Below are 13,640 nucleotides of genomic sequence, written 5' to 3' on the forward strand. Positions count from 1 at the left end.
CGGCGTGGAAAGCACGCTGGCCCGGTGGCGGAGAACGACCTCCACATCGTCATCCAGGATGGACCACGGGTCAACCGGAAGATTGGCGGAGCGAAGCCGGCGTCACGCGGCGCGCGCCCCTGTCACGACATGGCGCGGCGAATCTCCGCGAGTCCGAACGCGGCCAGTGCCAGCCCGGCCACACGGTCGATCCACTGGCGCAGCCGCGTGCCCAGCGCATGCCGCGCGCCGGTAACCATTGCCACCAACACGCACCACCATGCCACCGATCCACAGAACACGCCGAGCACGGTAGTCATCGCGATCGAGGTGGAGAACGGCCCGCGCGGCGCCAGCGTGGCGAACAGCGCTGCGAACATGATGATGGTCTGTGGATTCGTCAACGTCAGCAGGCAGGCACTGGCAAACGCGCGCAGCCCCGTGCCATTGCCACGCAACGACGCCACCTGATCGGTCGGCTTCTGAAAGAACGTGCGCAGGCCAAGGTAGAGCAGGAACAACCCCGCCGCCAGATGCAGCGGCTTGTCGTAGGCCAGCATGAACTGCGACACGCCCACCAGTCCCAGCGCCGCCACGAGTCCGTACACCGCATCCCCGCAGGCAATGCCCAGGCCAATCGACAGCCCGGCGCGCGGACCGTCAGTCAGCGTGCGGCGGATGCAGAGCATGCCCATCGGACCAACGGGTGCGGCAACGGCCAGGCCAACGCCGGCGGCGGTGAGAAAAAGGGCGGGCAGGGACATGATGGGTCTCCGGTTTTTTTTGTTTGATGGGAGATTCTAGCGCTGCGGGACGAATCACTTTAATGGTTTTGTGATTCAACAGAAAGTGGCCGCGCAGTAGCCTCTTCGACTTCAATCGAAGGGGAGAAGAGCATGCTTATCGAATGCAGCGTGGAACTGCTGTGGTACCAGAGCGTATTGCTTGTCGGGTACCCCGGCATCCTGTTCCACAGTAAGAAATTTCGGAGTGTTCCGTTTTTTCTTCAATGCGTCGTGGCCTATCTTTTCGGCTTCGTGTTGGCCTTCGTCGGGAGTTCGATCTGGTGTCCGTACGGTTGGGGCTATCTGGTGGAAACGTCGGCGGTCTCGGCTTGTTTCCCTACGACGATGTACTGCGTTGCCGTGATGGTCGCGAAACTCTGGAAGCGATCGCGCTGGTCCTAGCACAACCGCCCGAACATTCAAGCCGCCAACGGCGCCGTCCGCGCCAGCAACTGCGCCAGCTCTACCGCAGGCACCGGTCGTCCGAACAGCCAGCCCTGGCCGTAGTCCACGCCCTGTTCGCGCAGGAAGTCTGCCTGGGCGCTGTCCTCGATGCCTTCGGCCACGATCTGGAGTCCCAGTGACTGTGCCATGGCGATGATGTGCGGTGCCACGGTGCTGGAAGCGGCTTCCTGTCCGATGGTGTCGACGAACGACTTGTCGATCTTCAGTGCATCGACCTTGAAGCTCTGCAGGTAGGACAGGCTGGAGTAGCCCGTGCCGAAATCGTCGATATAGACCGGGTGGCCGGCGTCGCGGAAGGCCTGGATGGTGTCGCGTGCCACGTCGGGTTCGAGGAATCCGCGTTCCGTGGCTTCGATACGGATCTGGTCCGGTGCGATGCCGGTACCACGCAAGCGGTTGGCGAGCACGCCCAGGAAGCGGCGGCTCTTGAGGTCTTCCACGCCGACATTGATCGACACGTAGAACGATGGATGTCGGCGCAGCAGCGTGCCGAGTTCGGCCAGCACGATGTCGAGCACCTGATCGGTGATCTGCTGGATCAGCCCGGCGTTCTCCGCCATCGGGATGAAGAGGTTCGGACGCACGAGCCGGCCCTGTCGGCGCCATCGCACGAGTGCCTCCACGCCAACGCAATGATTGGTTGCCAGCGATACGATGGGTTGATAGTGGACGGCCATCTCGTGGCGCCGCACGGCGCCGCGCAGTTCGCCTTCCAGGCTGAAGCGGCGCGTGGCACGGCGCCATACCAGGATGCCGAGCGGCACGCCCGCAGCCAATCCCACCAGCAGTCCGCCGGCGAGCAGCGCCTTCCAGTTGGCGAGCAGCGCGGCGCGCGGCACCAGCACCACCACGGCCAGCGGCATGGTGCGCGAGCGGCGCAGTACCAGCGAGGCGTCGTCATCGCGCTGGGTTTCGCCACCCGACCCATAGGCGTGGTCTGCATAGGCGCGCTGCAATCGGGCCAGGCTCGCGCCCTGGGAAACGGCGAAGATGCGGCCGGCATCGGTATTCACCACGGCCAGCATGCGCGCCTCCCGATCCACCACATCGACAAAATTCTGCGGATCGATGGCCACGTAGTTGCCGTTGCGTCCGATCAGCAGCGTGCGGCGGGGCGCGGCGAACGGGTTGGGCTGGTCGAACCAGAAATCGAGATTGTCGCGCGTGCGCCAGTCGGGCGGGGGAAGGGACAACTGATCGGCCTGGATCGGCCCCAGCAGTGCGGAACACAGGCGCTTGCCGCCGCGATAGATGCCGGCGTCCTGAATATGGCGATAGGTATAGGTGATGCGCCGCATCTCGACGAGCTGCGCCGGCGAGCACGGTTCGTCCCGCAGGGATTCGAGATCGAGCAGTGCATTCTGCGCCTGGGTCATGACCGCTTCGGCACGGCCGACCGCGGCGTCGGCAAAGACGCTTAACTGCTCGGATTCGCGGCGATTGGCTTCCAGTTGAGCCATGAATACGCCGATCCCCACCGGGAATAGTGTGGCGAGCATGGCAAGCACGATCGTCACCACCAGGAACCAGCTGCGCTGCATCAGGAGCCCTCAGGAGACTGCGCCGCACGCGGCGCCCATGACGATCATGGCGCCGTCCTAACCCGATGTGTTGAGGCCAGTCAGGCTGGCTCTACCTGTACGCTCCGTGGAGCATAGCTAACAAATGCTGATCATGTCTGCGATTTGTCGCATTTTCTGGTATTTCCGGACGACACGCCTCCAGCAATGCGCGCAAGCATCGCCCACAGGGTAAGTCGATTGTTTTACGCCCGATATCGCCTCGGCGAAGAGTTCGGTGGGGTGGCGAACGGAGGGGATCGAACGAAGCGTATCGGAAAACCCGCGCCGGTCGATATGCGCTCCCCTCTCCCGCGCGCGGGAGAGGGGTCGGGGGTGAGGGCGGGGCGCTGCTTTGTCGAGACGTAGTTCGAGCTTGAAGCGCTGGCCCTCACCCCCAGCCCCTCTCCCGCCTTGCGGGAGAGGGGAGCAAACACAGGCGGGAGATGGAAGAAGAATCGGGGGAAATCCAGAGGAAGCGTATCTACAGCTTCACCCCCGGCACAATCGCCGCCACCCGCGCTTCACCCTCCAGCGCGACCAGCTTGCCATGATCGGGCGGTGGCCCCGGAGGCGGGCCGCCCATCATCTCGCCCGGCCCCGGAAACCGCTCCGCCTTCGACGTCGCCGAAGGGTCCACCACCAGCGTCAGCGTGGCGATATAGCGTCCGTTGGCTTCGCGCACCGCGCCCAGGGTGGTGTCTCCCGCCTGCAGGGCGATGCCGTCGTTGCTGTTCAGCGTCTGCCGCACGCGCTTGCGGCGATAGGCGGATAGCTGCGTGTACAAGTACTCGCTGAGTGCGTCCGGCAGGAAGCACTGCGTGGTCAGCATGGCCCGGCTGCCATCGAGCACCTTCATGTGGAGATGCGTGGCCCGGCCTTCATACCAGCCTGGATAGATCGTGTGGAAGACGGCGGTGCCGGTTGCATCCACGGGTTGGCTGCCGCGCAGGAAGGTCTGGCCTTTGGTCGATACCCGCTGGTCGTGATCGTCGGTCTGGCCGGCGTAGCCCGAGTACACGCCAGCCGCGTTGCAATGCCACAGGTCCACGCGCTTGCCGGCAAGCGGGCGGCCGGCTGCATCGACCACGGCAAAGCGGATCTCGAGCGGTACGCCGGGCTGGCCTTCGGTGATGTCCTGTCGCACCTTGCCGGCATCGAAGTAGTACGGGCCTTCCGTGGTCTGGGCCGTCAGCGGCAGCGGCGAAGCGGAAGCGGAAGGGGAGGGTTCAGCGGGAGCTTGCGCCGGCGCCGTGCGGGACAGCGTGGCGAGGGCGGCGCCCCCGAGTCCCATGGCCAGCAGGTGCCGGCGACGTGACACGGAGGGCGGCCGCGCAGGGTTTGCGGGCATCGCGCGTTCCGGTGAGGAAAGGGGATGCCCAGTGTAGCGCTGGTGGCCGTACGCAGTGTTTCGGCACTGTGTCGGGCCGGCTACGCTTTGTCAGCCTCAGACCGCGGATTTCAGCACGGCACCCGTGGCGAAGAAGCTCTGCAGATTGTCGAAGACCAGTCCTGCCATGGCAGCGCGCGTTTCGTGCGTGCCGCTGGCAACGTGCGGCAGCAGCACGACGTTGTCGAGACCGAACAGTGCTTCGGGCACGCGCGGCTCGTCCTCGAACACGTCGAGTCCGGCGCCTGCAATACGCTTGTTCGTCAGGGCATCGATCAGCGCCGCTTCATCCACCACCGTGCCGCGCGCGATGTTGATCAGGTAGCCTTGTGGACCCAGTGCCTCCAGCACGCCGGCCGACACCATATGACGCGTTTCCGGCCCGCCCGATGCGGCGATGACAAGGAAGTCGGCCCACTTCGCCAGCGCTTCCAGCGAGGGTTCGAAACCATACGGCACCCCTTCCTGCGCCTTGCGGCCGAAGTAGCGCACGTCCATATCGAAGCCGTGCGACCGCTTGGCGATAACCCGGCCGATACGGCCCATGCCGACGATGCCAAGCCGCTTGCCGCTGACGCGTGTGGTCAGCGGATACGCACCCTTGAGCCAGTCGCCGCGACGCACGAAGCGATCCGCGGCGCTGACCTGGCGCGCGGCGTCCATCAGCAGCGCAAAGGCGGTATCGGCCACGCAGTCGTTGAGCACGTCGGGCGTGTAGCCCACGGCGATGCCGCGTGCGCGGGCAGTGTCGAGGTCGAGCTTGTCCAGGCCCACGCCGAAGCTGGAGATCACGCGCAGGTTGGGCAGGGCGCCCAGCATCTTTGCGTCCACGCCGATAGCGGCGCGCGTAGTCATCGCCACGAACTCGCCGCCGTGTTGCGCGAGGTAGGCGGCTGGGTCGCTTTCGGCCCAGAACGGATGCACATCGAATTGCTCGGCCAGGCGGGCTTCGGTCTGTTCGGGGAGCCGGCCGTGCTGCAGGAGGCGTGGTTTCATGCGAGAAGAGTCCTATCTTGTTCCGGGAGGGCGGGCGCGTGTCAGTCCGCGCTCAGGTGATTATCCGCGATGATCCTTGCGTAGCGCTTGCGGTCGTTGGCGATGGTCTGCGCAAATTCCTGCGGCGTGCTGCCCACCGGAATGGCGCCCTGATCCACCAGTTGCTTTTTCACTTCGGGTATCGCCACCACTTTCTTCACATCGGTGGCGATCTTGTCGACGATATCCTTCGGCGTGCCGGCCGGCGCGAGCAGTCCGACCCACGATCCCGACTCGGCGTTCTGGATACCGGCCTCGGCCAGCGTGGGCACGTCCGGCATCGACGGCGAACGCACGGTGCCCGTCACGGCCAGCGCCCGCAGCTTGCCGGACTTCACATGACCCGTGGTTTCGAGGATCGACGCGAACAGCATGTCCACGTTGCCGGCCATCAGGTCGGTCATCGCCGCGCCGCCGCCCTTGTATGGGACGTGCAGCATGTCGGTGCCGGTGGCGGCCTTGAAGATTTCGCCCGAGAGGTGCGGCGATCCACCCGTGCCCGAACTCGCGAACGTGAGCTTGCCCGGCTTGGCCTTGGCCAGCGCCACGAGTTCCTTCGGCGTCTTGGCCGGCAGGCCCGGCGTCACTACCAGCGCGAACGGCAACTCGGCCATCATCGTGACGGGCACGAAGCTGTCCGGCTTGTAGTTGAGCTTCTTGTAAAGGAACGGGTTGATCGATTGCGTGCCCACGTTGCCTGCCACGAGTGTGTAGCCGTCCGGCTTGGCGCGTGCGGTCAGTTCCAGCCCGACGTTGCCAGCGGCACCGGGACGGTTATCGACGACCACCGGCTGACCCCACAATTGCGACAGCCGCTGCGCCACGAGCCGCGTGCCGATATCGGTGCCGCCACCGGGGGTGAACGGAACGATGATGGTGACGGGCTTGGTCGGCCATTCGCCCTGGGCGTGAGCGGTCAGGGTGAAGGCGGCAAGGGCGATGGCGGCGAGGACGCGGGGGGGTTGGGTCATGGTGTCTCCTGCTGATGTGTGCACTGCTTTTTTGGGTGGCTCCCCTCTCCCGCGTTGCGGGAGAGGGGTTGGGCGAGAGGGCATCGAGGTTCTGCTTGCCGAAACGTCGCAATTTGCACTGCCGGCCCTCTCCCCCGCCCCTCTCCCGCGCGGGGAGAGGGGAGAAAACAACGAGGGTTTGAAAACTCACCGCCCCTTACTCTTCCTCCACCCTGCAAAATCCTCCCTCGCCTTCTCCGTCGTCGGCGGATACAGCCCGATGATCGAGCGGCCTTTCTGGACTTCCTCGGTCACGAAATCCTCGAAGGCCGTCATCTCCACGGCCTCGGCGGCGATTTCCTCGGCCATGTGGCGCGGGATCACGACGATGCCTTCGGCGTCGCCCACGACCACGTCGCCAGGGAACACGGCCACATCACCGCAGCCAATCGGTACGTTGAACTCCAGCGCCTGATGCAGCGTGAGATTGGTCGGTGCGGAAGGCCGATGGTGATACGCAGGCATCGCCATCTGCGCGATTTCCGGAGAGTCGCGGAAGCCGCCATCGGTGACGATGCCCGCGCCGCCGCGCTGCATGAGCCGCGTGACGAGGATCGATCCGGCGGAGGCTGCGCGTGCATCCTTGCGGCTGTCGATCACCAGCACCGCGCCGCTCGGACATTGCTCGATGGCTTGCCGTTGCGGATGGTTCGGGTCCTGGAACACGGTGATCGGGTTCAGGTCCTCGCGTGCGGGGATGTAGCGCAGCGTGAAGGCCGGGCCGACCATCGTGCCGGGGTTCGATTGCAGCGGACGCACGTCCTGGATGAACTGGTTGCGCAGGCCGCGCTTGAACAGTGCAGTACAGAGCGTGGCGGTGCTGACGGTCTTCAATGCATCGCGCAGGGCATTGCTAAGTTCGGTCATGGAGATTGCCTCGGGTTCAGTAGATGCTCGGCTCGCCCACGGCGTCGCCAAAATCGGTTTGCAGGAAATCGAAATCGCAGCCGTCGTTGGCCTGGCGCACATGTTTCGAGAACATGTAGCCGTATCCGCGCGCATAGCGCGGAGGCAGCGGCAACCATGCGGCGCGGCGCGCAGCCAGTTCCTCGTCGGAGACTTCCAGATGGATGCTGCGCTGGTCGATATCGACCGAGATCAGGTCACCCGTGCGCACCAGCGCGAACGGGCCGCCGACGTACGCTTCGGGTGCCACGTGCAGGATGCAGGCGCCATAGCTGGTGCCGCTCATGCGCGCATCGGACATGCGCAACATGTCGCGCACGCCCTGTTTCACGAGTTTCTTCGGGATCGGCAACATGCCCCATTCCGGCATGCCGGGGCCGCCCTGCGGACCGGCGTTGCGCAGGATCAGGATGTGGTCGGCGGTGACGTCGAGATCTTCGTTTTCGACGGCGGCCTTCATCGACGGATAGTCGTCGAAGACGAGTGCCGGACCCGTATGTTTGAAGAAGCGCTTCTCGCAGGCGCTGGGCTTGATCACGCAGCCATCGGGCGCGATGTTGCCGCGCAAGACAGCCAGCGCGCCTTCCTGATAGAGCGCGTTTTCGCACGTGCGGATCACGTCGTCGTTGTGGACCTCTGCTCCGGCAATGTTTTCGCCCAGCGTGCGGCCCGTGACCGTGGGCGCATCGAGATCGAGCTTGTCGCGGATGCGCGTCATCAGCGCGGGCAGGCCGCCTGCGTAGAAGAAATCTTCCATCAGGTACTTGTCGCCGCTGGGTCGGATGTTGGCGATCACAGGCACATGGCGGCTCGCACGATCGAAGTCGTCCAGGCCGATGTCGTGGCCTGCACGACGCGCCATGGCAATGACGTGGATGATGGCGTTGGTGGAGCAGCCCATCGCCATGGCGACGGCAATCGCGTTCAGGAACGATGCGCGGGTCTGGATGCGCGCGGGCGTGAGGTCTTCCCACACCATGTCGACGACGCGGCGGCCAGCTTCCGAACACATGCGGATGTGATTGGCGTCAGCAGCGGGAATCGACGACGCGCCGGGCAGCGTCATGCCGATGGTTTCGGCAATCGCGGTCATCGTGCTGGCCGTGCCCATCGTCATGCAAGTGCCGTGGCTGCGGGCGATGCCACCTTCGATGCCGATCCACTCGGTCTTGCTGATATTGCCGGCGCGGCGCTCGTCCCAGAACTTCCACGCGTCGGAGCCGGAGCCCAGTACCTGGCCCTTGTAGTTGCCACGCAGCATCGGGCCGGCGGGCACGTAGATGGCCGGCACGCCGGCACTGGTGGCGCCCATCAGCAGGCCCGGCGTGGTCTTGTCGCAGCCGCCCATCAGCACGGCGCCGTCGATGGGGTGCGAGCGGATCAGCTCCTCGGTCTCGATGGCGAGCAAGTTCCGATAGAGCATCGTGGTCGGCTTGACCGAGCTTTCGGACAAAGAAATGGCCGGTAGCTCCACGGGGAACCCACCGGCCTGCAGGATGCCGCGCTTCACATCTTCAACACGCTGCCTGAAGTGCGAATGGCACGGGTTGATGTCGGACCACGTGTTGATGATGGCGATGAGCGGCTTGCCCATCCATTCATCGGGCGCGTAGCCCATCTGCATGATCCGGGAGCGATGCCCGGACGAGCGGAGGTCGTCCGGGGCGAACCAGCGCGCGCTGCGCAACTGATCCGGCGTTTTCTTCTGTGCCGTCATGGTTGTCTCTTCCACCGTGAAATCTTCATCGCGGTCGTCCGCAACCCCGAGGTTGTACGACGACTACTGTTTTGGGAATTAAAGCACTAATGTATTAGTACGTCAACGCAGCAATTGCCCGAAGCGTTTCGGCTAGAATCGCGCCCAATATTCCTGTTCTCCAACGATGGCTGCCACGCTACCCAACCCGTCCCAGTTCCAGTTCGACCGCACGCGCCAGGCCGCGCCGCAGGTGTTCGAACATATGCGCGAGCAGATACTTTCGCTGGTGCTGCCACCCGGCACGGTGCTGTCGCGCCCGGAACTGGCGCTGCAATACGGCATCAGCCAGACGCCGGTGCGCGATGCGCTGATGCGGCTGGCCGAAGAAGGGCTGGTCGATGTCTTTCCGCAGCACGCCACGCGTGTGAGCCGCATCGACGTGGCGCTGGCGCGGCAGGCGCACTTCCTGCGCCGCTCTATCGAATTGGAGATCGCGCGAACGCTCGCCGCTACCGCCGACCCGGCGCTGGTGGAACGGCTGCGCGCCACGGTGACACGCCAGCAGCACATGCTCGACATGGATGACCTGGCCGAATTCACGGCCAACGATCAATACTTCCATCGCCAGATGTACGAGGCCGCGGCCGTGCCCGATTTGTTTGCGCTGGTACGCCGCCAGAGCGGCCACCTGGACCGACTCCGCCGCCTGCACCTGCCGATTCCGGGCAAGGCCCATGCGGTGCTGCGCGATCACACGGCCATCGTCGATGCGATTGCCGCTGGCGATCCGGTGCGGGCCGAGGAAGCACTGCGCAAGCATCTCTCCGGTACGCTGGCCAATGTCGATGAAATCCGCGCGCGCTATCGCGACTATTTGAGTTGATCGGCGCCGCGAATTCGTAAGACCGTTTGATTTTGGCAACGACTCGGCGCCCATCTACCCATTGCATGGGTAATGATGGTGATGTCGATCAAATCGTTTGCGGAGAATTTGTCAATCACCGGCTGGGATTGATAGATTGCAGGGTGTTTACTTCCCGGTAGCCTGCGATGTCCGCGAGAGTCACGATTACTACCAGCGATCAGCTGGGGCTGGTGCTCCAGGGCGCGCGCAAGGTCGCGGGCCTGACCCAGGCCGAAGCCGCCACGCGGCTTGCCATCAGCCAGAGCCGCGTTTCCCATATGGAACTGAATCCCGAGACCATCAGCGTTGCCCAGTTGCTGGCGCTGCTCGGGGCCTACCAGCTCGATCTCGTCATCGAACCGCGCCAGGTGCGCGACGCCGTGCTGGAGAAGCTCGACTGGTAGGCGCGTTATCCCCGCCCGGTCCAGACCTCAGGGCAGATAGCCCAGCAGTTTCCACCACAGATAGTCCAGCGGCAGCAGCACCACCAGCGTGACCCCCGCCATCGCCAGGCACAGCCGCGTGCCGTGACGCAATCCCACGCCGCCCAACTGCATCGCAATCACGATCGGCGGCGACTGGTACGGGAAGAACACGGTGGAGAACACCGGCACCTGCAGCATCAGTACCGATTCCAGCGACAACCCTGTAGCCGATGCCAGATCGCGTGCCAGCGGGGTCAGCACGGCAGGTAGCGCGGGCAGCGTGGAGAGCATTCCCAGCAAGGCACCCATCGCACTGATCGTGCCGACATTCGCCGCAGTCTGGCCGGGCGTCAGCGGGAGCACATGCAGCAGGCCCGCACTGATGGCGCTGCCCAGCCCAGTCGATTCCACCACCGCGCCCAATCCCAGAAAGCCTGCCACATAGATCAGCGGCACCAGTTGCACGCCATCCGCCAACGCCTTCGGCGGCACCAGTCCCACACCGGGCAGCAGGCAGATGATGCACGCGGCCAGAGAGATCCATGCTGGCGAGATGCCGTGCCACGCATCGGTGGCGAACCCGGCCACGGCCAGCGCCAGGATGACGGCCAGCACGCGCTCCTGCGGGCCCATCACGGTACGCACCGTGGCGGGCTGCGGCTTCATGGGGCCGTTCTCGGGGAACAGCTTGCAGATCATCCAGATCAGCACGAATGTCTTCAGCACGCCCAGTACCGGGAAATGCAGCAGCAGGTAGCTGCCGTAGCTGAGGTTGATGTGATACAGCGAATTCGCGGCGCCCAGCAGCACACTATTCGGAATATTCGCAGGCAGGATCGCGGTGGGCGGCATGTAGCTGGCCAGCGCCACGGTCATGACCATGCCAATGCGGCCGTTCGACCCCGGCGCGAAGCCAAGCCTGTCTGACAGCGCCAGCACGATCGGCATCAGCAGCAGCACGCGTCCCGTGGTGGACGGCATCAGGAACGCCAGTCCCACCGCACTGATCGCCACCGTGGTGATGACCTGCGGATAGGTGCCTACGCGCTTGTGGAAGATGATGTCGGCCAGCCGCAGCGCCAGCCCCGTATTGCGCAGCGCCACCCCGGTCACGGCGCCGCCGAACATCAGCCACCATGCCGTGGAGGTGAATCCGGAAAAGACCACCGTCGGCGGCGCGATATGGAACACCACTGCGCTGAGAAAGAACAGCAGCGTCGCCGTGGGTTCGGGCAGTACGCCCACCGCCCAGCAGCAGACCGTGGAGAGCCAGTGCACCGGCCCAGATCAGCGCGGGCGGCGCATGTACGGCGCTGCCCGCCAGCCAGACCAGACCGATACAGGCGCCAATGAGCAGGGCAGCGCGGATCGAATCGCGGGGATTGCCGGCGAGCGGCGCGGGCTTCGGTGGCTTCGGGGGCGGCGGAGAAGGCGGCATGTCGGGACGTGCGTCGGCGCGTCCTGGAGTGGCTGACATCGGGTGTTGTCTCGGGTGTCCCGGCCGCATGGGACCGGTGTTTTTATGAGCGGAAAGACTGAGCCGCTGATCTGGCCGCTATCGTAGGGTTGTATTACGTTGCAGGCAACTGCGATGGTGACGGGCGTTACCGTGCCTGGCGCGTCTTAACGCGTCTTGCGGAACGTCAGGTTGATGCGTTCGCCATGAGTGAGTGGGTGATCACCTGCGGCCAGCGGCGCAATGCCATGGAAGACGAGCCGCGACGGACCGCCCCAGACCACCACATCGCCATGCGCCAGCCGTACCCGCGCAGGCCGGTCCGCGCGACGCAAGCCACCCCAGAGAAAGATCGCCGGCAGGCCCAGCGAGACCGAGACAATGGGCGCTCGCAAGTCCAGTTCGTCCCGGTCCTGATGCAGGGAGAGCCGCGTACCGGGCAGATAGCGATTGATCAGGCAGGCATCGGGCGCAAAACTGGCGTATCCGGCGGCATCGGCGGCACGCACGGCCAGATCTAGAAACGCACCAGGCATCGCCGGCCATGGCTGGCCCGAATCGGGATCGATCTCGTCATACCGGTAACCGGACCGATCCGACACCCAGCCCCGCTGCCCGCAATTGGTCATGGCCACCGACATCCGCAGCCCGCCCGGTGTGATCAGATGCCGAAAATGTGAGCCTGCGCTGACTTCGCCCACACCCGCCAGCAGTGCAGGCGCCGCCTCACGCGCGAACCCGCGCAACACCATCGCGCCGGGGCCGAGATTGTCCACGGCAGGTGCATCGGCATCGGCAGGGAGGGGGTCGAAGAGGTCGAAGGTCATGGCGGCACAGGGGCTCGTTCATGATACCGGGGCTGGCGCCACGGTGGGTTTGCTCCCCTCTCCCGCGAAGTGGGAGAGGGGTTGGGGGAGAGGGCAAGCCTGTCAATCACAGACCAGCGGCAATTTGAACCGCCGGGCCCTCTCCCCCGCCCCTCTCCCGCAAGGCGGGAGAGGGGAGAAAACCGAGAGTTGAGCAAACCAGAACTTACTTTGCCAACCCCTCCAGCAACGCCTTGTGGAACCCCTGCGGGTCTTGCATCTGTGGGGCGTGGCCGAGTGTGGGGAACTCCACCAGTGTCGCGTGGGGGATCGCCTTGGCGGTGAGCTTGCCGAGTTCGGCATAGCGGCCCAGCGTGGGGCGGATCTCGGGCGGGGCGAGGTCCTTGCCGATGGCGGTGGTGTCGGTCAGGCCGATCATCAGCAGCGTGGGGGCCTGGATGGCGCCCATCTCGTAGACCACGGGCTGCGTGTAGATCATGTCGTAGAGCAGGGCCGAGTTCCAGGCGACGATCTGCTTGCCAGGGCCTTGGTACATGCCGGCCAGCATCTTGACCCAGATCTCGTACTCTGGCTTCCACTGACCACCGTAGTACGTGTTCTTCTCGTAGTTGCGCACGCGGTCAGCCGTGGTGTCGAGTTCACGCGCGTACCACTGGTCCACCGAGAGTGAAGGCACACCTTTGGCCTTCCAGTCCTCCAGCCCGATCGGGTTCACGAGCACCAGTTGCTTCGTGTCGGCGGGATACATCAACGCGTAGCGCATCGCCAGCATGCCGCCCGTGGAGTGGCCCATCACGGTCACGTCCTTGACGCCAATCGATGCCAGCAGGTCGTGCGTGTTGCGGGCGAGTTGCTGGAACGTGTACTGATAGTGCGCGGGTTTGGTCGATTTGCAGAACCCGATCTGATCGGGTGCGATCACGCGATATCCGGCGCCGCTGAGCTGGCGGATGGTTTCCTGCCACGTGGCCCCGCAGAAATTCTTGCCGTGCAGCAACACCACGGCGCGGCCGTTGGGCTTCTGTGGTTTGACGTCCATGAACGCCATCTGCAGCGGCTGGCCCTGCGAGTTGAATTTGTACTGCTGGACGGGATACGGGTAGTCGAAGCCTTCGAGTTCGGGGCCGTAGGCGGGGGCGTCCTGGGCGCTGGCGAAGGAGGTAGTCAGCGCGAAGGCGGTGAACAGCAGGGGGCGGAGGG

13 protein-coding genes are annotated in these 13,640 nt (G+C 64.9%); 3 read left to right on the forward strand and 10 right to left on the reverse strand.

All coding sequences use genetic code 11. The features are described from left to right. Nucleotides 1–122 precede the first annotated feature (122 nt). A complete protein-coding gene (locus FFS21_RS24920) occupies nucleotides 123–743 on the reverse strand; it encodes a LysE family translocator (RefSeq protein ID WP_137927379.1) in 621 nt (206 codons plus the stop codon). Nucleotides 744–875: 132 nt separating this feature from the next. Here FFS21_RS24920 and FFS21_RS24925 point away from each other — a divergent pair, with 132 nt between their 5' ends. Beyond that, nucleotides 876–1,166, forward strand: a complete 291-nt coding sequence (locus FFS21_RS24925) for a hypothetical protein (protein WP_137927380.1) — start codon at nucleotides 876–878, stop codon at nucleotides 1,164–1,166. A gap of 17 nt (nucleotides 1,167–1,183) precedes the next feature. Here the strand turns inward: FFS21_RS24925 and FFS21_RS24930 are convergent, their stop codons facing one another. The 6 genes from FFS21_RS24930 to araD all read right to left on the reverse strand — a co-directional run bounded on the left by FFS21_RS24930 (nucleotide 1,184) and on the right by araD (nucleotide 8,846). Next, entirely contained in the window at nucleotides 1,184–2,770 is a 1,587-nt protein-coding gene (locus FFS21_RS24930) for an EAL domain-containing protein (RefSeq protein WP_137927381.1), read from the reverse strand. 502 nt (nucleotides 2,771–3,272) lie between these two features. Then, nucleotides 3,273–4,139, reverse strand: coding sequence for an intradiol ring-cleavage dioxygenase (locus FFS21_RS24935; RefSeq protein WP_137927382.1), 867 nt, complete (start codon nucleotides 4,137–4,139; stop codon nucleotides 3,273–3,275). A 96-nt stretch (nucleotides 4,140–4,235) separates the two neighbouring features. Continuing rightward, nucleotides 4,236–5,174: a 2-hydroxyacid dehydrogenase gene (locus FFS21_RS24940; RefSeq protein ID WP_137927383.1), complete on the reverse strand. Its 939-nt coding sequence runs from the start codon at nucleotides 5,172–5,174 to the stop codon at nucleotides 4,236–4,238. A 41-nt stretch (nucleotides 5,175–5,215) separates the two neighbouring features. Further along, the gene (locus FFS21_RS24945; RefSeq protein WP_137927384.1) at nucleotides 5,216–6,184 is read right to left on the reverse strand and encodes a Bug family tripartite tricarboxylate transporter substrate binding protein; all 969 of its coding nucleotides are present in this window, start codon (nucleotides 6,182–6,184) and stop codon (nucleotides 5,216–5,218) included. A gap of 186 nt (nucleotides 6,185–6,370) precedes the next feature. Beyond that, nucleotides 6,371–7,090: a ribonuclease activity regulator RraA gene (locus FFS21_RS24950; RefSeq protein WP_137927385.1), complete on the reverse strand. Its 720-nt coding sequence runs from the start codon at nucleotides 7,088–7,090 to the stop codon at nucleotides 6,371–6,373. 16 nt (nucleotides 7,091–7,106) lie between these two features. Then, nucleotides 7,107–8,846: an L-arabinonate dehydratase gene (gene araD / locus FFS21_RS24955; protein ID WP_137927386.1), complete on the reverse strand. Its 1,740-nt coding sequence runs from the start codon at nucleotides 8,844–8,846 to the stop codon at nucleotides 7,107–7,109. A 166-nt stretch (nucleotides 8,847–9,012) separates the two neighbouring features. Between araD and FFS21_RS24960 the strand changes: the two genes are divergently transcribed. Next, nucleotides 9,013–9,711 (forward strand): GntR family transcriptional regulator, encoded by a 699-nt coding sequence (locus FFS21_RS24960; RefSeq protein WP_137927387.1) that lies wholly within the window; start codon nucleotides 9,013–9,015, stop codon nucleotides 9,709–9,711. 167 nt (nucleotides 9,712–9,878) lie between these two features. Then, nucleotides 9,879–10,136: a helix-turn-helix domain-containing protein gene (locus tag FFS21_RS24965; protein ID WP_137927388.1), complete on the forward strand. Its 258-nt coding sequence runs from the start codon at nucleotides 9,879–9,881 to the stop codon at nucleotides 10,134–10,136. A gap of 27 nt (nucleotides 10,137–10,163) precedes the next feature. Here FFS21_RS24965 and FFS21_RS24970 read toward each other — a convergent pair whose 3' ends face one another. The 3 genes from FFS21_RS24970 to FFS21_RS24980 all read right to left on the reverse strand — a co-directional run bounded on the left by FFS21_RS24970 (nucleotide 10,164) and on the right by FFS21_RS24980 (nucleotide 13,629). Further along, on the reverse strand, nucleotides 10,164–11,435 hold the full coding sequence (locus tag FFS21_RS24970) for an SLC13 family permease (RefSeq protein WP_249359623.1): 1,272 nt from the start codon (nucleotides 11,433–11,435) through the stop codon (nucleotides 10,164–10,166). Between the two features lie 345 nt (nucleotides 11,436–11,780). Then, nucleotides 11,781–12,440, reverse strand: coding sequence for a DNA oxidative demethylase AlkB (gene alkB, locus FFS21_RS24975; protein WP_137927389.1), 660 nt, complete (start codon nucleotides 12,438–12,440; stop codon nucleotides 11,781–11,783). 205 nt (nucleotides 12,441–12,645) lie between these two features. Further along, the gene (locus FFS21_RS24980) at nucleotides 12,646–13,629 is read right to left on the reverse strand and encodes an alpha/beta fold hydrolase (RefSeq protein ID WP_137927395.1); all 984 of its coding nucleotides are present in this window, start codon (nucleotides 13,627–13,629) and stop codon (nucleotides 12,646–12,648) included. Nucleotides 13,630–13,640: the final 11 nt, after the last annotated feature.

The organism is Cupriavidus sp. 2SB (assembly GCF_005503625.1).
GTDB lineage: Bacteria > Pseudomonadota > Gammaproteobacteria > Burkholderiales > Burkholderiaceae > Cupriavidus.

Bases quoted from the DNA above. Each gene is read 5' to 3' on its own strand.
- FFS21_RS24920 (WP_137927379.1), bottom strand. From the start codon at position 743: ATGTCCCTGCCCGCCCTTTTTCTCACCGCCGCCGGCGTTGGCCTGGCC.
- FFS21_RS24925 (WP_137927380.1), top strand. From the start codon at position 876: ATGCTTATCGAATGCAGCGTGGAACTGCTGTGGTACCAGAGCGTATTG.
- FFS21_RS24930 (WP_137927381.1), bottom strand. From the start codon at position 2,770: ATGCAGCGCAGCTGGTTCCTGGTGGTGACGATCGTGCTTGCCATGCTC.
- FFS21_RS24935 (WP_137927382.1), bottom strand. From the start codon at position 4,139: ATGCCCGCAAACCCTGCGCGGCCGCCCTCCGTGTCACGTCGCCGGCAC.
- FFS21_RS24940 (WP_137927383.1), bottom strand. From the start codon at position 5,174: ATGAAACCACGCCTCCTGCAGCACGGCCGGCTCCCCGAACAGACCGAA.
- FFS21_RS24945 (WP_137927384.1), bottom strand. From the start codon at position 6,184: ATGACCCAACCCCCCCGCGTCCTCGCCGCCATCGCCCTTGCCGCCTTC.
- FFS21_RS24950 (WP_137927385.1), bottom strand. From the start codon at position 7,090: ATGACCGAACTTAGCAATGCCCTGCGCGATGCATTGAAGACCGTCAGC.
- araD (WP_137927386.1), bottom strand. From the start codon at position 8,846: ATGACGGCACAGAAGAAAACGCCGGATCAGTTGCGCAGCGCGCGCTGG.
- FFS21_RS24960 (WP_137927387.1), top strand. From the start codon at position 9,013: ATGGCTGCCACGCTACCCAACCCGTCCCAGTTCCAGTTCGACCGCACG.
- FFS21_RS24965 (WP_137927388.1), top strand. From the start codon at position 9,879: ATGTCCGCGAGAGTCACGATTACTACCAGCGATCAGCTGGGGCTGGTG.
- alkB (WP_137927389.1), bottom strand. From the start codon at position 12,440: ATGACCTTCGACCTCTTCGACCCCCTCCCTGCCGATGCCGATGCACCT.